General features: G+C 39.2%; 16 protein-coding genes. 3 read left to right on the top strand and 13 right to left on the bottom strand.

The window, feature by feature from the left end:
* Both Q0192_RS01870 and Q0192_RS01865 read right to left on the bottom strand, forming a co-directional pair.
* Window positions 1-832 (bottom strand): glycosyltransferase (locus Q0192_RS01870; protein WP_299285226.1); only part of this gene is annotated, 832 nt, incomplete at its 3' end.
* 13 nt (window positions 833-845) lie between these two features.
* Window positions 846-1787 (bottom strand): NAD(P)-dependent oxidoreductase, encoded by a 942-nt coding sequence (locus tag Q0192_RS01865; RefSeq protein WP_299285224.1) that lies wholly within the window; start codon window positions 1785-1787, stop codon window positions 846-848.
* A gap of 485 nt (window positions 1788-2272) precedes the next feature.
* Between Q0192_RS01865 and Q0192_RS01860 the strand changes: the two genes are divergently transcribed.
* The 3 genes from Q0192_RS01860 to Q0192_RS01850 all read left to right on the top strand — a co-directional run bounded on the left by Q0192_RS01860 (window position 2273) and on the right by Q0192_RS01850 (window position 6913).
* On the top strand, window positions 2273-3355 hold the full coding sequence (locus Q0192_RS01860; RefSeq protein WP_299285221.1) for a glycosyltransferase family 4 protein: 1083 nt from the start codon (window positions 2273-2275) through the stop codon (window positions 3353-3355).
* Between the two features lie 151 nt (window positions 3356-3506).
* Window positions 3507-5846 carry an SLBB domain-containing protein gene (locus Q0192_RS01855; protein ID WP_299285218.1) on the top strand — a complete coding sequence of 780 codons (2340 nt, stop codon included), beginning with the start codon at window positions 3507-3509 and terminating at the stop codon, window positions 5844-5846.
* Window positions 5847-5848: 2 nt separating this feature from the next.
* A complete protein-coding gene (locus Q0192_RS01850; protein ID WP_299285215.1) occupies window positions 5849-6913 on the top strand; it encodes a hypothetical protein in 1065 nt (354 codons plus the stop codon).
* Here the strand turns inward: Q0192_RS01850 and Q0192_RS01845 are convergent.
* The 11 genes from Q0192_RS01845 to Q0192_RS01795 all read right to left on the bottom strand — a co-directional run bounded on the left by Q0192_RS01845 (window position 6903) and on the right by Q0192_RS01795 (window position 20550).
* The gene (locus Q0192_RS01845) at window positions 6903-8606 is read right to left on the bottom strand and encodes a capsule assembly Wzi family protein (RefSeq protein ID WP_299285212.1); all 1704 of its coding nucleotides are present in this window, start codon (window positions 8604-8606) and stop codon (window positions 6903-6905) included. The genes Q0192_RS01850 and Q0192_RS01845 overlap by 11 nt on opposite strands.
* Before the next feature lie 189 nt (window positions 8607-8795).
* Window positions 8796-10490, bottom strand: a complete 1695-nt coding sequence (locus tag Q0192_RS01840) for a capsule assembly Wzi family protein (protein ID WP_299285209.1) — start codon at window positions 10488-10490, stop codon at window positions 8796-8798.
* A complete protein-coding gene (locus Q0192_RS01835; RefSeq protein WP_299285206.1) occupies window positions 10487-11140 on the bottom strand; it encodes a hypothetical protein in 654 nt (217 codons plus the stop codon). The genes Q0192_RS01840 and Q0192_RS01835 overlap by 4 nt, the downstream gene beginning before the upstream one ends.
* Complete coding sequence (locus Q0192_RS01830) at window positions 11141-13093, bottom strand: nucleoside-diphosphate sugar epimerase/dehydratase (protein WP_299285204.1); 1953 nt, start codon at window positions 13091-13093, stop codon at window positions 11141-11143. It lies immediately after the preceding gene.
* A gap of 332 nt (window positions 13094-13425) precedes the next feature.
* Window positions 13426-14400 carry a glycosyltransferase family 4 protein gene (locus tag Q0192_RS01825; protein ID WP_299285202.1) on the bottom strand — a complete coding sequence of 325 codons (975 nt, stop codon included), beginning with the start codon at window positions 14398-14400 and terminating at the stop codon, window positions 13426-13428.
* 5 nt (window positions 14401-14405) lie between these two features.
* Window positions 14406-15305 carry an NAD-dependent epimerase/dehydratase family protein gene (locus Q0192_RS01820; RefSeq protein ID WP_299285200.1) on the bottom strand — a complete coding sequence of 300 codons (900 nt, stop codon included), beginning with the start codon at window positions 15303-15305 and terminating at the stop codon, window positions 14406-14408.
* Window positions 15306-15317: 12 nt separating this feature from the next.
* A complete protein-coding gene (locus tag Q0192_RS01815; RefSeq protein WP_299285197.1) occupies window positions 15318-16076 on the bottom strand; it encodes a glycosyltransferase family 2 protein in 759 nt (252 codons plus the stop codon).
* The gene (locus Q0192_RS01810) at window positions 16061-16792 is read right to left on the bottom strand and encodes a glycosyltransferase family 2 protein (RefSeq protein ID WP_299285194.1); all 732 of its coding nucleotides are present in this window, start codon (window positions 16790-16792) and stop codon (window positions 16061-16063) included. The genes Q0192_RS01815 and Q0192_RS01810 overlap by 16 nt, the downstream gene beginning before the upstream one ends.
* A gap of 6 nt (window positions 16793-16798) precedes the next feature.
* On the bottom strand, window positions 16799-17842 hold the full coding sequence (locus Q0192_RS01805) for an EpsG family protein (protein WP_299285191.1): 1044 nt from the start codon (window positions 17840-17842) through the stop codon (window positions 16799-16801).
* 229 nt (window positions 17843-18071) lie between these two features.
* Complete coding sequence (locus Q0192_RS01800) at window positions 18072-19250, bottom strand: hypothetical protein (RefSeq protein WP_299285187.1); 1179 nt, start codon at window positions 19248-19250, stop codon at window positions 18072-18074.
* 13 nt (window positions 19251-19263) lie between these two features.
* Window positions 19264-20550 carry a glycosyltransferase gene (locus Q0192_RS01795; RefSeq protein WP_299285184.1) on the bottom strand — a complete coding sequence of 429 codons (1287 nt, stop codon included), beginning with the start codon at window positions 20548-20550 and terminating at the stop codon, window positions 19264-19266.
* Window positions 20551-20555 lie beyond the last annotated feature (5 nt).

Here is a 20555-nt window from a genome sequence, read left to right as displayed (position 1 = left end):
CATCCGAAGGCTGGATGTAACAATAAGCATTTTTGATCAGCGCATTTACTTCATCGCCATAAATATAGCCCGGAAACAAAACCTGGTTGTTGGCCAAATCCTGCAATTTTTGTTCGTAAGGCGAAGGGTTTGGCGAACCACCGATCAAAACCAATTTCTTGCTGGTGCTGGCATTGATAAAAGCCGGGATTAAATAATGTAAACCTTTATCAGGGATAAACCGGCCGATGAACAAATAATATTCGCCTTTTTGCAGGTTGTTTTTAGACAAGACATCGTTTTGCGCGGCAGCCATTTCAACTTCGCTGCCAAAAGGGATAAATTTGAACTGTTTTTTGAATTTATCTTCAAAAATTTTTTTGGCGATAACATTATCAAAGATGACTTCGTTGGGCAAATGCGCTGTTACAAAAGCCGAAAAGCGCAGGTACAACTTGCCGTACCAGGGCCATTTATCGCGCTTCCAATCTACGCCATCCTGACTGATAAAAACTTTTTTGCCGAACAACCGCAGCGGCAAGGCCCAAATGCTGTTTCCGCCATTTTGGATATGGACAATATCGGCCGTGTTATGAAAAATAATATCAAACGTGCAGCGGAAAGAGTGCCAAAGTGTATCAAAACCTTTTTTGCTGGTTGTTTTGATGGTTTTGATTTTAACGCCTTTGTATTCTTTTACATCAACAAAAACGTTGGGATAGCGCCTGTTGTAGCCAATTACGCTGTGCCCGCGTTTTACCAGTCTCGGAAATAATTCTATGGCAAATTTATCGGCCCCTGCCGCGCCGGTTGCAGGCGGGATTGACCGGAAACCAAAAGCTGCGATACGCATCGGAAAAGTAGGTTTATAAGGTAGTACTTAGTTCTTTTATGGCCGTGATTTTTCCGTCCAGGTAGCTGGTATAATAATCGTCAATATATTCTTTTAAAGCTACTTTCCAATCGCGCATGATGTTCATGTTGCGCAGTTCGAGCTTGCGGTTAATCAGGCGTTCAGAAGTTGGCCGCGGCGCAAAATAAGTGTCTTTAAAATAGCTGGAATTTACTTCGTGGAAAGTAACATCGTGTTCCAAACCTAAAATTTTAACCAGTTCCTGCGCCACTTCTATGCGGCTGGTTTCGCCGTTGCAAACCAGGTTGTACAATCCCCAGTATTCTTTTTCGATCAACAGCTTCACGTTTTTGGCAAAATCTACCGTAAAAGTTGGTGTGCCGTCTTTATCGTTTACAATGTGCAGGTCGCGTTTTCCGCTTGCCAGTTGTTTGATGAGTTTATTGATGAATTTTTTGTCTTTGTCCGGCCCGCCGCCCATCATCCAGCCGGCGCGGCAAATGATGTAACGTTTTGCATTTTCGCGCACATAACGCTCGCCCATGTATTTTGAACGGGCATAATGGCCAAGCGGGTTTGGTTCGTCCCAATCGTCGTAAAAATCTTTTTTGCCGTCAAAAATCCCGGCGGTGCTGATGTACAGCAACGGAATGTTTAACTGATTGGCAATCATGACCGCGTTTTCTACAGAAGTGGTGTTGGTGAGGTAAGTGTCTTCTAAATTAAGTTCGCAAAATTCCAGATCGGTATAAGCGCCCAAGTGAAACAGGTAATCCGGCTTAAATTCTTCTACGTCTTGCTTGTATAAGCCAAAGTTGCGGAAGTCTAAAAAGCTGAGCCATTTTTCATTTACATCTTTGTCCGTACATTTAATTTGGTATTCGTTTTTAAAAATGCGGTAAAAAGCCTCGCCCAGCATCCCACCCGCACCCGCAATGTAAATTTTCTTCTTCATATGGTCGTTTTAGCTATCGTGGCTAAATATTTAGCTGTTAATGAACAGCAGCAGGACTTATCATTACCCGTTACACCTTAGCTCCAAAAGTAACTTTTTTTGCCTCAAACCAGAACATTTTTTTAAAGACAGTTAATTTTAAGATTTGAAATTGTTTCAAAACCTTCCAAATAAGGTTGCCCGAAAAACTTTGCATGCTTCTTTTACCCTCATTTTTTTGTTCTTTGTTCAGATAAAAAAAGCACTCACCAATTTTTTACGTGTAAAAGAAGCATTTGTTACACTTATTGCAACAAATTAATTAATAGATCAACCTAATTTATACGGGCAGCTTTGGCTTTTGTTTAGTTTAATCCAATCTAAAAAATTTATGCCGATGCTTTCTCCAATAAAATAAACCAACTGAAAAAAGAACATCCTTGAATAAATATTTAACTTTGGCCTATTTCTTCTTCCAACTTTAAGAAGTGTGTTAACAAACAAAAATGAAGGTAGCATTTATTACGAGACTAAACTTATATAAAATAGCCGGGGGTGATACCGTACAAATAGAACAAACCGCACGAAGGTTGATTGATTTGGGCGTTGAAGTTGATATACTGCGGTCGGTAGATGTGATACCTTATGAAAAGTATGACCTACTTCATTTTTTTGGCATCCCACGCCCTGCAGATATGGTTTACCACAGCAAAAGGGCCAAAATACCGTTTGTAGTATCAACCATTTATTGCACTTACGGCGATTATTATAAGTACAACAAAAAAGGCATTGGCGTTATTTTTTCCCGCTTGCAAACAGACAGGATGGAATATTTTAAAACCATTGCCCGTTGGCTGGTAGGAAAAGACCATTTTCCAAGTGTAAAATATTTGCTGACTGGCCAGCGCAAAAGTGTTATCGAAGTACTGGAAACGGCAGGTTTTATCTTGCCCAATTCCTATTCAGAATTAGAGCGGCTAAAAGAAGCATATACCGGCAAGGTTAAATCTATGGTTGTTACCAATGGCATTAACCCGGAGAAATTTCCCTACAATCTTGAGGTTCCTAAAGATGAAAACCTGGTTATTTGTGTAGGCCGTATCGAAAACCGAAAGAACCAGCTTAATTTGATCAAGGCTTTAAACAACACCAAATACAAGCTGGTGCTTATTGGCGCACCTTCGGCCAACCAGTTGGATTATTACCAGGAGTGCAAGGCAACAGCGGCATCTAACGTAACTTTTTTAAACCGCGTGCCACATGAAGATTTGGTGAAATATTATCAACTGGCCAAAGTACACGTGCTGGCCAGTTGGTTTGAAACAACCGGGCTAAGTTCGTTGGAAGCGGCAATTATGCACTGTAATTTGGTGATTACAGAAAAAGGGGACACGCGCGAATACTTTGGCAACGATGCCTTTTATTGCGAACCTGAAAAACCGGAAAGCATTAAAGCAGCGGTAGAACGAGCAAGTGCAGCACCCTTTCCCGAACATTTGGCAGAAAAAATATTGACATCGCATACTTGGAAAAAGGCAGCAGAACAAACTTTGGAAGCTTATCAGGCATTAGCAGCAGTCAAGAATTAACCCAATCAAAACAGCACTTCATACTGTTTTTACCGGCATAAAAGAAGCATCGGCAAAAATACTTTTCCTACTAAATTCCGGCTTTTTGCCATGAGTTTTCACCGATTTAAAATTTTAGATTTGCACCGCTCAATTTAACATCAATTTGTACATGCGCATTAAATACCTGCTTTGTTTATTTTTTTTCAGTTTGATCTTTTTTGCAAAACATGCTGCGGCCCAAAGTATGTCTATGAGCGATCCTTCCACCATCAAAGTAAGCCAGTTGACAGACGACCAAATAACACAAGCTTGGAAAAAATTACAGGATTCGGGCATTTCTGAGCAAGACGCATACAAACTGCTGGCGCAAAGAGGCATGCCCGCAACCGAAGTGGAAGAATTGAAAAACCGCGTTACTTTGTTAGGGCTCAACAAAAAAACACCGATAAAAACAGCATCATCCGCAGAGAAAAAAAGTATAGATTTTTCCAGAAGTATCAACGATAGTGTTTCGGTGCCAAAACCGGTAAAGCCTTTGCCACAAACTGCCGCCGCACCGGTTTTAAATGTTTATGGCACAGATTTTTTTAACCAAACCGCCATCAAGTTTGAACCTAACTTTAGCGTGGCCACACCAAAAAGTTATGTTTTGGGCCCGGGCGATGAAGTGATTGTATTGGTAACCGGTTTAAACGAAAGCAGCGTGCGCAGCAAGATCAGTCCCGAAGGAAACTTGCAAATCCCATACGCCGGCATTGTTTATGTAAACGGCTTTACGATTGAGCAGGCCACCAATTTGATCAGGAACAAAATGACGAAAGTTTATCCGGCTTTACGTTCGGGGCAAACCCAGCTAACGGTAAATTTGGGCAATACACGCAGCATCAAAATCACGCTTGTTGGCGAAGTAAAAACGCCTGGCACTTATACGCTTTCTTCTTTGGCCACTTTGTTTAATGCTTTGTACAATTCGGGCGGGCCAAACGCCAATGGTTCGTTGCGGTATATTGAATTAATTAGAAATAACAAACCTTATAAAACGGTTGATTTTTATACTTTTTTGCAGAAAGGTTTGTTGGACGGGAACGTTCGGTTGGAAGACCAGGACGTGATCCGAATCCCGGTTTACCGAAAGCGTGTTGGCATCAGCGGCGAGGTGAAAAGGCCGGCAATTTATGAACTGAAAGAAACCGAACAACTGGACGATTTGATCCGTTACGCCGGTGGTTATACCGATATTGCTTATAAAGGCATTGCAAAAGTAGACCAGATCAACGCGTTGGAACGAGAGGTGAAAGATGTGCCGGCAAATCTTTTTTCCAACTATATTCCACACAATGGTGACTTGGTACAGATTGGTGCCATTACCAACCGTTATACCAACCGCATTACTTTGGAAGGTGCCGTCTATCGCCCCGGAACTTACGAATTGACAGCCGGTTTTACACTTGCCGAATTGCTAAAAACAGCACAAGGTTTAAAACCCGAAGCTTATATGGAACGCGGCTACATCAAAAGGACGCTGCCAAACTTAGAAAAAACTTTGGTGCCGTTCAATCCAACCGAAATCATCAGCGGTAAAAACGATGTGCCGCTGTTGCGTGATGATTCCGTCATCGTTCAAGACCGTACGGCTTTCACATCCAACCAAAAAATCACGGTGAACGGTTATGTTCGGCGGCCTTCTATTTTAACCTTTCGAAAAGGCATTAAATTAGCGGATGCGATTGCAATGGCTGGCGGTTTTAATGAGGAAGCAGCAGATCATCATGTGGAAATTTCGAGGATTATCAAGAATGAATCGGACAGTGTGGCCAACCAATTGGTCAGTACTTTTATCGTAAATATGGACGATAAAAACAGTAGTCAGGATATCGAACTGCAGCCGCTGGATTACATCAATGTGCCGCGTTTGGTCAATTACCGTTCGTTGGGCAATGTGAGCGTTAAGGGAGAAGTTTTGTTTCCGGGAGATTATGCCGTACAAAAAAGGGACGAAACAGCCACCGATTTTTTGAAAAGGGCTGGCGGGATAACGCCTTATGGTTCTGTTGAAAACACGCAGGTTTACAGAAATGGCGTACGTGTAAATTTAGAACTGGCTGCCAAAAACGGCGACCGCAAGAACAACAAAAATATGGTTTTGCTGCCCGGCGATAGTATTTTTGTGCCTCGTGTAATTTCTTATGTAGAGGTTTCAGGAGCGGTAAACAACCCGCAATTTATTAGTTATAGTGGGCGCCGGTTTAGGTATTACATCAATTCGGCAGCAGGCCTTACCGAAAATGCACGGCTAAAAGGAGCATACATCAAATATCCGGATGGGCTGAACCGCCCGGTTAGGCATTTTTTATTCTTCCGCAATTACCCAAGCGTAAAACCGGGAAGTAAAATCATCGTTCCCGTGAAATCGCCAAAAGCGTTTAAAATTGGCTTTGGCGATTTGGCTGTAATTATTGCCCCGGTGCTTACTGCTTTAGTCAGTTTATTTGCCATCTTACATAAATAAACATGAACCAGGAATCGGCCTACCCATACGAACCAGAATTTTCTTTTAACAAACTGCTGGTTGACCGCATTAACGATGTTAAATATGTGCTGAAATTTAAAAAAACGCTGGCACTGGTTTTAACCATTGGCGCGATGCTTGGCGCTTTAACGGCCCGGCTTTGGACGCCAACTTATACCGCACGCTTAACTTTTGTGGTGGATGATTCAAAATCTGCAGGCGGCGCAGGCGGGTTGGCTTCTTTGGCCGGACAGTTTGGTTTTAATTTAGACGGTTTAGGCGGCGCAAGCGGCGTTTTGGCCGGCGATAATGTGCAGGAACTGATCAAAAGCCAGAAGCTGATTAAAAAAACTTTGCTGACGCCTTATGACAGCACGCAAACCCTAGCCGATCGTTATGCCGCTGTTTATAAGTTGGATAAAAAATGGTTGAAGTACAGTCCTGACGGCAAAATTGTTCGGTTTCCTGCGGATGATAAACACAACACACGCTTGCAAGACAGTTTGCTGCATGAAATGGTTACGCTGATTTTAAACGGAGAATTTGGTATCGCCAAAACCGATAAAAAATTAGGTTTTTTTGAAGTGAACACCACCATGCGCGATGAAAAACTGGCGATGCTTTTTTGTACAAGAATGATTAAACAGTCCACGGATTTTTTTATCAGCACCAAAACCAAACGGTTGCGAAACAATGTGAACCGTTTGCAGCACCGTGCGGACAGTATTGGTGTAATCCTCAACCGTAAAACCTACGCTGCATCCGCTGCCAACCAAAGCCTTTTAGACCTCAACCCTGCTTACACCACTGCCAATGCCAGTGTGGATATCCGCGAACGCGATAAAATAGTTTTGTCCACCATTTTTTCTGAAACGGTCAAAAATTTAGAATCAAGCAAAACGATGCTGGCCCAGGAAACGCCAACAGTACAAGTGGTAGACGAGCCGGAACTTCCTTTAAAGAAAAACCGGCTGAAATACTCAATCGGGATTTTGACCGGTATTCTCCTCTCTGCAGTATTGTTCAGCTTTTATGTGTTGCTGTCCCGCAAAACAGTTAAAACCTGAAAGTTACGCCCAGCTCGCCATGAAAATTAAAAACATCGTTGTGCGGGATATAATACTTGCCGGGGTCATAATCTTTTAAAATCCATTCGTAATTTAAAGATTTGATCTCCTGAAATTTGGCATTGAATATCAGGTTTTTGTAGTTCCATTCGCCATTCAATGCAAAGGCAAAATCAACCCATTTCCTGCTGTTGCCGTTAATATCTGGGAAAGCTGTGCGGTAAAAATCAACATTGTGTTCATAACGTTCTAAGCCGATGCCTAATTTTTTCAGGCCCGAAACCCAGCTTACATCCATGGATTGCAGGTTTCCGCCAGAACCAGTTCCTGCACCCAAAATTTGGCCTTGATTGGTTTGTCCCTGCCGTACTGTGCTGTGGATGTACCAGCCGCTTGCATCGCGCACTATCCTATCTATTGTTTGCGAAAGCTGTGTGATTTCGGCACTGAACAAAACATGCTGATCATTTTTACCCGGTAAAAGAAGCATCTTGCGAAAGCCAAACAAATACGCCCTGGAGTGATCCGGAGAACCCAAAAAATCATTATAATTATAAGAATTGTCATTCAGGCCGTACTCAAAATAAACCTCTGCCTGCGCTTTGGTAAACAACCAGCGGCTGTAAAACGAAGTTACCTGATCGCGTGGAAAAGGGTCGCCGTTAACACCGGAAATAACTTTTTCATATGCTGTAAAAAATGGAAAATAACTGCTGAAACCGTGGACATCATTATGATAAGCATCAAAAGTCCGGGTATAACCAAGCGTAAGGCCCGGCACCCATTTTGGATGGTAATTGATGTTGATCCCGGTGAAATACCGCCAGTCGTTTCTTTTGGGTACAAACAAATTTGTTCCGTCTGGCAAAGCAGTTACTTCTAAAGGTGTAAAATTTGACGCATCCAACCGTCCGGCTATAAATTGTCCTTCAAAAGAACCAATGTAAGTTTTTATTGGCCGAACAGTATTTAGCGTAAAATGCTTAAAACCCGGTGCATTATTGCTTAAAACCAAAGCATTGTGGATGCCCGGCCCCCACCAGATATTTTCGTTGGACAAGCCTGCAGACACTGGCCCAACTGTTAACCTGATACTGCTTTGCCCCCAAAACGCTTTGCTGTATGGGCTGTTGCCATAGCGTTCGGGCCAGTCAATCAAATTGTGATAAGCGTAGTAATTGACTAAATCTTGCCCTGTATGGCCGGAAGCAAAACCATTAAAAGCCGGGTTTGCAGCATAAACAAATTCTGGCCTTAGCTGAACACTTAACGGCCCAATTTTTGCAAAAAAACCACCGCTCACCATAGTTTGATAGCCTTTGGCCGGGATCATGGCACCATCGTTCCAACCATAAGGATGGTCAGAATTATATTGCTGCTGCCACGATAGCGGCAAAATTTGGAAAACACCTAAACCTTTTGCAAAAGATATTGGACCGGATTGTACCCAATGGTCAGCTTTGAGGGAACTGTCCGGATCAAAAACATCCTTAATTTTTAACGAAGCAACCGGAAAAAGAGGGCGTATAGTAAAAGAAACAGTGGAATCCACCTTGCCTAAAAGCTGTTCGCGCCGGTAATAATCGTCCAGCACGTTGGAGCCAACGGGAAGTGTTTGTGCGGTTACTTTAGCGCTTGGCACAAAACAGTTAAAAGCAAGCGCGCTCAATACGATAAAAAATATTTTTTTCATTTCTACGGGCCTGATTGTCAGGACTTGCTTAACCTCTTTTTTGCCTTCATGCTTCTTTTACCGTACTAAAAACAGTATGGCCAATATTTTAAATTTAAGTTTGATACCAATTTTTTAGTGCTAAAAGAAGCATTGCGTTAATTTTTCCAAAGCTTTAAAACAACCTGCTTATCCACCTAAACCAGTAAACTAAAACCTGTAACTGGCCCCAAGCTGCACCTGCAAATTAAACCTGCTGGTTTGATTTTGAAAAGTAATATCGTTGCCCGGTTTCTTCAAAGCCCATTGGTAATCAAAAGATTTAATCGCTTGGATTTTTGTGTTGAAAATTAAGTTTTTATAATTCCATTCGCCGTTAAAAGCCATGCTCATATCAACCCAATGCCGTGTATAATCCTGGCTGTCGCTAAAAGCGTAGTAATAAAAATCATTGTTATGGACATAACGCTCAAACTGCAGGCCCAACTTTTTTAATCCGCTTACCCAACTTACATCCAAAGATTGAAGGTTTGCCCCTGGCCCAATCCCGGCCCCCAAACTTTCCCCCAAGTTGGTATAACCCTGACGGATGCTTTTGCTGACGTACCATTCATCACCGGCCAAAATTTTGCTGATTGAATTTTCTTGAAGTTGAGTAACTTCAACACCAATTAAAATATTTTCTTTGCGGGAAGTGTTAAAAGGCAATAGTTTTCTAAGCCCCCAAATGTATGCCCTCGAGTTTTCTGGAGATAAAATTGATTGCAAAAAATCGCTTGTGGTATTGTTGTGGCCGTATTCAAAATAAATTTCGGCGTGTTCTTTTTTCCACAGCCAGCGCATAAAAACTGAACTTCGCTGGTCTTGCTTGTTGATTGGCGCATCTGGCGCTGATACTGTTTTTACCGATGAAAAAAGCGGAAGGTAACTTTTGATTCCGCTCAAATCCTTGCCATAAGTTTGCGAGCTTTGATCAAAACCTAAAAACAAGCCGGGAACCCATTTAGGCTGCCAGGTTACAATTATCCCGGCCAAGTAACGCCAGTCGTTGGGCTTTGGCACATACAAATTGGTGTTAAAATAAGTATGGTCGGGAACCAAAGGCGCATAGCCTGAGTTTTCTAACCGGCCGGCAATCAACTGCCCCTCAAAAGAACCAATGGGCGTTTTTAAAGGCCGGGAAGTATTTAAGGTGAGGTGTTTAAAGCCCGGTGCAGAATTGCTCATCAGCAATGAATTCCTGATGCCTGGCCCCCACCATAAATTTTCTGTGGACAAACCAAAAGACAAGCCTTTGTAATTTAAGCGGATACTGCTTTGGCCCCAATAGGCCTTTGTGTAACTGGTTGTACCAAAACGGACGGGCAGATCGGTATTGTTGTAAATATCGTAGTAGCGGGCAAAAATAACATCGTAATGGCTTTGGCTTAACGTTTCAAAGGGCGGATTTTGGGCAATCACCAACTCTGGCCTGAATTGAACAGACAAAGGCCCGTACGCTGCATAAACACCGGCACTGAAATAAGTTTGGATGCCTTTTGCCGGGATCATCGCGCCATCGTTCCAACCATAAGGATGATCGGAATTGAACTGCGACTGAAAAGTTAGCGGTAAAAGAAGCATGCTTAACTTTTTATCCGAATATCGCCATGAACTGTTCGTTTTCAGTAAGTTGTAGTGCTGCTCGCTGCTGTCGGGATAAAAAGGGTCTGCCGGCTTTTTTAAACTGGTAGGAAACACCGGCCGAACGGTAAAAGAAACACTGGTATCGGCCTGGCCCTGCAACTGCGCCCGCCTGAAATAATCTTCGGTAGCTACAGAACCTACCGAAAGCGACTGCGCGTGTATTGCCGAACTGACACCGATCAGCACAACAAAAAGGATTGTAAATTTGATGACCCTCACAAAGTAATTGCTTTTACAACGATATTATCTACTGACCAGCTTTCATCGCATTTCGGATCGGCTGCGTTCGGTTGGACCAGCTTATCTAAGCACTGCAATACCAAAGTTTTATTGGTATGCCTGAAAGTTTTTTCGATCTTGTATTCGGTTGTTCCATTGGGGCTGCTGCTGTTGCTGCAAGCACCGGGAAGATCAGTCCTGAAAGCACCCGTTTTGGGGTTATGGTTGCTGTTTGGATAATCTGCAGGATACGCTTGCGGCGGGCAAAAAACACCACTACCGCCAGGGCAAACATCATTAGAAAAAGTAGTGTTGATATAAGTGTTTCCATCAACCAGCATCTCCCAAATGTCCGGGCCGTCGGGAGCCGTTCTGTTGCCGTCCCATTTATCATGGATATACAGATCGAAAGAAATGGTAATCAGGTCGTGTTCGGGCAGGTTATTGATGGTTAGTGCAAAGTTGCCGTTGTTGTACCGCCCTAAAACTGCCGAGTTGTTAAACTGCTCAATAACGCCGTTTTGTATGGCAGACAGATCGCCGCTTTCAAAGTTATTGGCGTAAACCTGTACTTCATTGCGTACATGCTCTTTACAGGAAACCAAAAAAATGATGCAGAATGCAACAATAAAGCGTAATTTTTTTATCATTTACCTTGCTTTAGCAATCAGGTCCAACTCTTCAAAAACCGAGTTCTTACTTTTAAACTCGTGCACAATTTGCTTCATGGTTTTCACCACCTGCAAATCGTCATTGGTTTTGGCCTGGTTAATCAGTTCATAAATCTGGCTTTCAATTTCGTTGAACAAGTACTCCCTCACTTTGCCGATCATAATTTTTTCGTGATGGGTGGGCATCGTGTTTTCGTGGTCGTTCAGCAATTCTTCAAACAGCTTTTCACCCGGCCTTAAACCTGTAAACTCAATTTTAATATCCTGGTTTGGGATCAACCCGGCCAATCGAATCATGCGCTTGGCCAGTTCAATGATTTTTACCGATTTGCCCATGTCAAAAATGTAGATTTCGCCGCCATTGCCCATACAGCCTGCTTCCAAAACCAAACGGCAGGCTTCGGGTATCGTCATAAAAAAACGTGTAATTTCCGGGTGCGTAACCGTAACCGGCCCGCCTTTTTCAATCTGTTCTTTAAACCTTGGGATAACCGAACCGTTGGAACCCAGCACATTGCCAAAACGCGTGGTGATAAAACGGGTAACTGGTTTGGTATTATTTAACTGGCTTAAACCGTTTGTAAAACGGAAATCTTTGCTGGTGATGGATTTGTTTAAAGCCTGCACATAAATTTCGGCAATCCTTTTTGAGGCGCCCATCACGTTGGTTGGGTTTACGGCTTTGTCAGTAGAAATCATCACAAACTTTTGCACGCCATGTTTCACCGAAAGGTCGGCAATAGTTTTTGTCCCCAACACATTAGTTTTGATGGCTTCCGAAGCGTTGTCTTCCATCAAAGGAACGTGTTTGTAGGCAGCAGCATGGTAAACGTATTGCGGTTTGTAGGTTTCAAACAGATGGCCCATACGCTTTTCATCTTTTACATCGCCTATAAAAGCATGGAAGTTTGAACTTACGTGTGCATCTTCAATTTCCAGGTACATGTGGTGCAAGGCCGTTTCCGATTGATCGCACATAATAATCAATCCGGTATCAAACTTTAACAATTGCCTTACAATTTCGCTGCCGATAGAACCTGCCGCACCGGTTATCAATATCCTTTTTCCTTTTAATTCGGTTTGGATTGCGGTAATATCAATCTGTATGGATTTTCGGTTTAAAAGGTCTTCAATATTAACTTTTTGGATTTGTGTTGGTTGTAGCTTTCCGCCCGACCAAACATCGTGTGGGGGAACGTGCATTACTTTGATGTTATTTTCCAGGCAAACATCTACAATTTTGTTTTTGCGGTCTACAGGAATGGTGTAAGAAGCAAAAATCACTTCGTCTAATTTATGATCTTCGATCAGTCCCGGCAGCTCTTTGGCATCCAAAATCTTAATCCGGTCAATCATTTTTCCTACTTTCCGCTGGTCGTCGTCTACATAGGCAATGATATTTTTATTCACTTTAAAATCGTGGTCGAAAGTCCTTTTTGCCGCAACGCCAGATTCACCTGCACCATAAATGATCACCCTCTTTTTATCCAGCCTCAGGTTTTTTACGTAGAGAAAGAAATACTTTACCAACATGCGGTAGGTTACCATCAGCAAAAAGCACGACAACGCATTGATAATTAAAATACTGTTGGAAATAAATTGCGGCTTGCCACTTGCCACGGTAAATAAATTGAGGATAAAAAAAGCACCGTTGCTAAGGAAAACGGCAAACAAAATACGGAAAGAATCCTGCGCGCTGGTATATCGGATGATGCCGGAATAGGTTTTTACGGCAAAAAAAACGATGGTACTGATAGTCAGGATAATCAATACATTTTGACTGAACTGCATAAAGTTGAGGGCAGAAAAGTCGAAATTGTATTTGATAATGTAGGCAGCCGTTATAGACAGCAGGCAGATAAGCAGGTCGAGGGTAAAAATGATCCAGCGCGGTACTATATTTAACTGTTTAAACAATCTTGTAGAAGTCATGTGAGGTAATTGTGAGCTATCGCAATACAACGTGTATTAAATATCTACATTTAAAAGTATGTTGTGTTTGTAACAGGTTTTTTATCTGCAATCTTTACCGGCAAAATAATGAAGTAAAATAAAGCATAAATTTAAACATAGTTAAAAAAATTGTCATCGGTTTTTGTTTTTATATTTAATACGTTAATATGGTGTGCATCTGTTACAGCATTTTAAAATAATTTAAGCCAGGGCATACTTCTTTTATCGTATAAAAATCAGTGTTGGTTGCGCGGTCATCAAATTTTGCAACAACAATTTTATGGTGGTAAAAGAAGCATTGCATTAAACGCTTAAATTTTCGCTGGTTTTAACAACCTGCGCGGACCTTCTAATAAAAACCGTAATGCAATGAACAAACCGGTAACCAAAACCAAAACTGCGGCTAATTTAAAATTAGATGCGGAAAGAAAAGCAAGCCAGCAAATATTTATTCCTAACTGAACCAAGGCATAAAGCGAGGTAACCAGCACGTGGGGCAGTTTTTTTTCGTTGGCCAAAAACTGGTACAAATGGCTGCGGTGTGCTTTAAAAATATTTTCTTTTCGGAACAGCCTAAACACAATGGTCGAAACCGCATCCAAACCATAAAGCAAAAGCAGCGCAAAATAGCCCGGGTTATGTGTTTTGATGATCAGTTGCATCAAAAAGAAAAGAATGATAAAAGCCAAACTTACGCTGCCAACGTCGCCGGCAAAGCATTTGGCTTTGGTGCGGAAATTAAAAAAGTTGAAAACCAACACGGCCAGTATCGCCACAATCAAAAAGCCATCGGCAGTAAAATGAACCCTAACCGCATTGATGTATTGTAAAGTAACAAGCGTAACCAAGCCGTAGCCGCCGGTAATGCCGTTGATGCCGTCCATAAAATTGATGGCGTTGATGGTGCCGATCACAAACACCAAAGCCAATAAAATCCAATAAACCGGGAACACAAACAGGTGTAGCTGGTAAAAAAGCAAGGCCACGGCCGTGATATGGAAAAGCATACGCACTTTACTGCTTAGTTCGCGGATGTCGTCCATAAAACTGATGAAGCTGATCAGCAACAGCCCAACTAAAAAGTATGGATAAACGAAGCCTGCATAAAATGAAAAAGCCAATATGGCAAACGGAAATATAATGCCGCCGCCGCGTATGGTTATTGCCGTGTGCGAACTGCGGTGGTTGGGTTTATCAATGATGTTATAATGATCGGCAATTTTGAAATACAACAATTCGGCAGCAAAAAGAAGTATTAAACTAACAACAAGTAGGCTTACCGGCATAATTATTAGTGGCTAAAAGAAGCAGCGGTTGTTTGTAAACCTTGTGCTGCTCTTACAGGTAATTTTTTGTTGATGGCTGCTTTTATTTTTGCATTGCTCACCACGTAGCTTTCCGTTAGTTTGTCAAGCCGTTCGGTAGTTAAAGGAAGGTGCAGCCGATTACCAATTTTGGCAAAAAAGGTAATCAGGCTTGGAGAGATTTTCCACAAACGCGGCTTTTTATTTAGTGATGTTGCCAAAATAGAAACCACTTCATTGGTTGATAGCGCTTCGTCATCCGCAACATTATAAATGCCGCTTTTAATGTCGTCCCTGGAGATCAACTCTTTTATGATAAAACACAAGTTTTCTACACTTAAAAACGAACGCTTGTTTTGAAATCCGGCCAGCGGATAAGGGAGGCCTTTTTTTACCACCTGGTAAAGCAAATTTAAATTCCCCTTATTTCCAGGGCCATGAATCATGCAAGGGCGAAGGATGTAATATGCTTTTCCTTGGGGCAACACTTGGCTTTCGATATATTGTTCGGCCATCAGTTTGGATTTTCCATAATCTGTTTTTGGGTCAGGATTAACATCTTCGGTCAATATCTCATCAGTCCTATCCGCCGCCGCTTTAACGGAACTTACAAAAATGAACTTCTTCGGGTTGGAATTTAAAAAAGCATCATATAGCTTTTTGGTGAGTTCGAAATTAACCTGGTAGTATTCTTCGGGATCGGAGGTTTTTTTTAGGTCGTGGGCTTTGCCGGCAAGGTGGATGACAGTATTGTAATTGTTAATTACATCTTTAGAAATATTTTGTAGTTCATTTCGATTTAGCGCATTGCATTGATAATCTTTTTCAAGATAATGCAATAAATTTTGGCCAACAAAACCAGAAGAACCTGTTATTAAAACATTCATACCTGTAATCCTTTATTTTCTGTATTTAAAATAACTAATTACGGCCCAGTTTCCTAAGTAATATAAACTACGCATAAGCCCCAACTTCTCAATATTATAAAAAACCTTAAAATGCGGCAGGATTACTTTTTTCTTTTTTCTGCTTGCCGATGAACCTAATATCCGATAATTAGCCAATATTTCCTGGTTACCGTAAGCTACTTTTACTTTCTTAATTATTTCGAGCCAATAAACGTAGTCGTCCCGCAGGCTTTTCATGTCTTCACGCAAATATACTTTACCAAATTTTTCTGTATCGTACAAACCCGTTAAACATGAAATAGAGCAAGTTTTTAATAAATCTGTATAAGTTACTTTTGCAGGAACAATAAACGGTTTTAAAATTTCTTTCGAATTTTCATCAATACGCGTATGCGAAGAATAAACTAATGCAGCTTTTTTATCATGCATCAATTTAAGCTGCTTTTCTAAAAAGTTATTGTTCCAGGTATCGTCAGCGTCTAACAAAGCGATGTATTGCCCTTTAGCCAGCCGTATCCCATTGTTTCTGGCCGAAGCAGAGCCACCGTTTGCTTGTTGTACCAATTTTATTCTCGGGTCTTTTAAAGCAAATCCGGTTACAATTTCAGCACCTTTATCTTTTGAGCCATCATCAACGATAATCATTTCCCAGTTTGGATAAGTTTGATGCAAAACAGACTTTACAGTTTCAACTATAAATTTCTCTCCATTATACATGGGTGTTATGATGGAGACTAAACCTTTTTCCAATTTAATTTATATTTAAGATAAAACTTGGCAACTTCTTTAAACATAATTACCCTTCCGCGCAGCATCTGATACTTTGTACGAGTGCTTTTGCCAACATTTACAGGGGTAAAAGCAGTATCATGCCGTCTGTACAAAAGTAAGGGTTTTGGATAGAAACAAACAGCCCCAATCATCTCTGCAACCAATCCGATCCATAAATCATGGCCAATTTCTTTAGTACCAGGAAACGGCAGTGCTGCTTCCAACACATTCCTTCGGAAAGCCATACAAGATCCATAGTAACAACTTTTCATCATATTTTTTACTATTCCCCTACCCGAATTAAAATATTTAAAAAAGGATGGGTGTAATATCTGGAGTTGCTCATTTACTATAATAGAATCACTGATTACTAAATCATATTTTCTAAGTAATTGAAGCATACCTTTGTATTTTCCTTCCAGCCATACGTCATCCTGATCAGATAAAAAAACAAATTCTCCTTTAGCATTAATAAGTGCGTTCTGAAAATTTTTGATAGGGTCCCTAAATGTTTGCCCTGCCAAAAGCCTTATCCTTGAATCTGTAATGTTTTTTATTATTTCTACGGTATGATCGGTTGATGAATCGTCAGAAATTACCAATTCATCATTAGGGTTAAGCTGGATTAGGATAGATTTAATTTGTTCTGAAATAAATCCTTCCCCATTATAAGTAGCCATACAAACTGATACCATATTTATCTATTTAAAATATCCGAACAACAGATCACTGTAGTATAACTGTTTGTACATAATCATTATGGCAAAAAAAACAACCAACAATATAGAGGCATATTTTGGTTTTAATATGTAAATACTGTATGGTACAATCAAAATTTCTACCACTCCAAGTAACTGGCTTACCCTACCTGCAAGAACAGGCAACGGACTTAATAAAATAAAAGAGAATATAGAAAAAGCATAAATTTTGGTAACTGTTAAAGAATATTTATTTCGCAAAAGCAGTGCTTCATAATTTATAATAAAGAATATCAATATGGCTATTCTTAAAAATAACAAAGGGTTTAATAATGTTATTCCGCCAAACATACCTTGCTCAAGCAACATTTGATAAGTTTCTATTTTTTGGGTTAAGAATCCCAGTTTTAATAGTTGTAGGATTGAGATGAAGTTTAATCCAAAAATTGTAGCGACAAAAACAGCAAAAATCGCTGTTATATATATATACTTATTAATTTTTGCAGGATTTAAAAAATAAAAAAAAGCAAAAATAATTAAAGAATAATGAAACAAGAATCCAACGAAAACAAGTGGGAAAAATTTTAACGGTTTTTTTTCTTGGATGTAAGGAATGCTAAGCAAAAGAATAGCGGCAGCCACGCCAACCCTGATTTGGGTCATTTCTTCTAACAAAAAAAAAGAGCCAAAATATAAGATTAAGGAAACTTGATAATATTTGGTTAAACGGGTAAGTGCAAACCCTTTAATGCTTACACCTAACATGCTGTAAATAATGAAAATACCAATAGGACTTTTGAATATTATATTCGATAACCATACAATAGCAAAAAAGGTTGGTTCTAAAAATGTGAATGGAATATTAGAAATATCATTGTAATATTCAATATAAGTTCCATAATCTGCACAACAAGAACTAGGCCTAAAGGCTGCAATTATAATTAAAACAACTATGCTAATAACATAACCAATTTTAGGAAATTTACGAAAATAGGTGTAAGCGTTAAAAATAGCTAAAACTAAAAATACAATACTATAAAACCACATGCCTCTTTTTAATGATAGTTGTTTTTAGGATATAAGAGCCTGTTTAAATTCCTGTCATAAAAATTTATAGTGCTTTTTTTATGCCCATAAATTTTGTATTTAGATATTACAACAGTACAAAAATTACAAAAAACAATGATTTTTATGTGGTAAAAGAAGCATGGAAAATATTTGAATAAAAACACAAACACGCCTTAATAACTAAGCTACTAAACAAAATACAGATTATTTAAAAAACTGTCAACAATTTATTTTCTATTTCCTCATTGGATTGCCTTTTCGCCAACTTTCTCAAGTTGTCTTGTTGAAATTGATACTGGCCTAATAAGCCCTTATCTTTTAAGATAATTCTGTTTAATAATATATTCAACTCTTCAAAATTGTTGCACAAAAAACCAATATTTCCTGCACTACTAAATAAATAATCAAAATAATGGTGCTTTAAAGCGATAATTGGTTTTGTAAAAGCAATTGCGTCCATTACAGAACCGCTTGCCCTATAAACATAATTATCTTTGGTAAAAGTAAAAATAGCATAATCAATATTGGCTATACTCTGCTCATATTGATCCTGAGCAAGTGATTTATTATTCTCTGTCAATATTTTAACGGTACTGCTGTCTTCTAAAAAAAGCTCATTTCCTATTTTGCCAATTAATTGAAATTCAACAAAACCTTTTTCTATTTCTCGTTTATGTAATTTTGATAATTCAAAAAACAACTCAGAACTTTTTTTCTTTACTGCTACGCCTATATGACCAAAAATTATCTTTTTTTCTATGGATAATTTTCTAATAGAAGATGATGGTGTAATAGGGTGTTCAATTGTAATAACTTTATCTTCCGATAAATACTTACCTGCAACTAAACTTTCTTTAACAATTTCAGATATTACTACAATCTTTGACGTTTCACCTAATTGCTTAAAAAACAACTTATATATTTCACCACGAATTTTGTTTATTGTACTGATTTTTTTTAAAAAAAGAAATTCAATTTCACCGTGTAAAAAAAAATAAACAGGAATGTTTAACAGTTTTAACTTATAACCTGTGTACAAAAGCGTAGAAGTACTGAGACATGTAAAAAAAACAACAGAAGACTGTTTAATTGTTTGTTTATAAAAATGGTTTATAAAAAACAAATCAGTTAACTTCTTTTTCATCCAGGGAAGTATTCTTTTGGTTATACTGGGTGATAATGGGCTTTCGCTGTAGGGCCGATATTTTAAATTTGCAAGATCGCTGTTTTTGCTTTTGATGGCATTTGCGTGTAGGGATTCACAAATAAAAATCACCTCTTGGTTTTTATAAACTTTAGCAATTATAGAAGTAATTGCTGCGTTAAACGTAACATGATTGTATCCATTAACTAACTTATCAATAATATAAATACTTTGTTTACTCATTATTTTATTATAACTAATCAAAGTAAGGCAACCAACTCGGATTATAATTAAGATTTTTATTTCTTTCCTTGATCTTAACAGCAGGTACACCAGCTACTACATCATATTCTGCTACACTTTTTGTTACTACAGCACCTGCACATACAACGGCCCCTTTCCCAATATGTACACCGGGAAGTATTATTGCCCTTGTTCCTATCCACACGTAATCCCCTATTACAATATCTCTCGAGCGGCCAGAGAAATTAATAGAATTATAATCATGGTCTTCGGTAATTAATTGTACTTCCGGCGAAATTGAAACTTTATTGCCAATAAACAACCTGCCTCTTCCGTCTAAATAACAATTTCTGTTTATTGTGCTATTTTCTGCTATTTGAATATTTGTGCCATAAACAAAGCAATTTAAATGTATGCTACTGCCTTTCCCAATTTTTATTCCCATTACCGTTTTGTAGTACTGATGTCTGATAAAATAAAAAGGGATTTTGTTTATCCAGTAGTTGGAAAAGTAATCTTGAAAAAAAAGACGAAAGAACTTATAAACATATTTAAAAACAGAAAGGCTTATAAACAGTTTAAAATATTTATATAAATAAAATAAGCTTTTTTTAAAATCCCAATCACCATATTTTTTAACAACATGGATACTGTCTTTGATGTTCATATAAGGGTTATTAGAAACCCCTTCTTCCAAAAAAGCAACAACAACTACGTTTACGGCACAAAATTTATAACCTTGCTTATATACTTTATAAATAAAATCTAAATCGGCCGCAATTTTAAGACGTTCTGATATTTCAAACTTAAAATGTTTTAACAAACTTGTTCTCGCAAATAAAGCACCATGACGAAAACTGGGCCCTTTCCATAAATCTTGATGCGAATGTTTGATATTTAAATCTGTGATCTGTCCATTTGCCTTGATAATTTTTGAACGGCCATATATCATCTCGCAATTGGAGTCATTTTCAATTTCTGCCGCAATTTTTTCTAAAACAAAATCTTCATATAAATAATCTCCCGAATTGACAAAAATGGTATATAAACCATTAGCCTGATCTATACCTTTATTCATAGCATCGTAGATACCTTTATCTGGTTCGCTTATCCAATAGCTTATTTTTTCTTCGTGTTTCCTGATAATATCAACTGTGCCATCTTTTGACCCTCCATCAATAATAATGTATTCAACTTTCGGATAAGTTTGGTTTATAACACTTTCAATTGTTTTTTCAATTTCACTAAGTGCATTGTAAACAACTGTTATAACTGATATTAAAGGAAGGTTTTCTTGCATTATTA

It is taken from the genome of uncultured Mucilaginibacter sp., assembly GCF_937859865.1.
Classification (GTDB): Bacteria; Bacteroidota; Bacteroidia; order Sphingobacteriales; family Sphingobacteriaceae; genus Mucilaginibacter_A.
The sequence above is the reverse complement of the archived record's forward strand: the minus strand, read 5'-3'. Positions and strand labels throughout refer to the sequence as shown.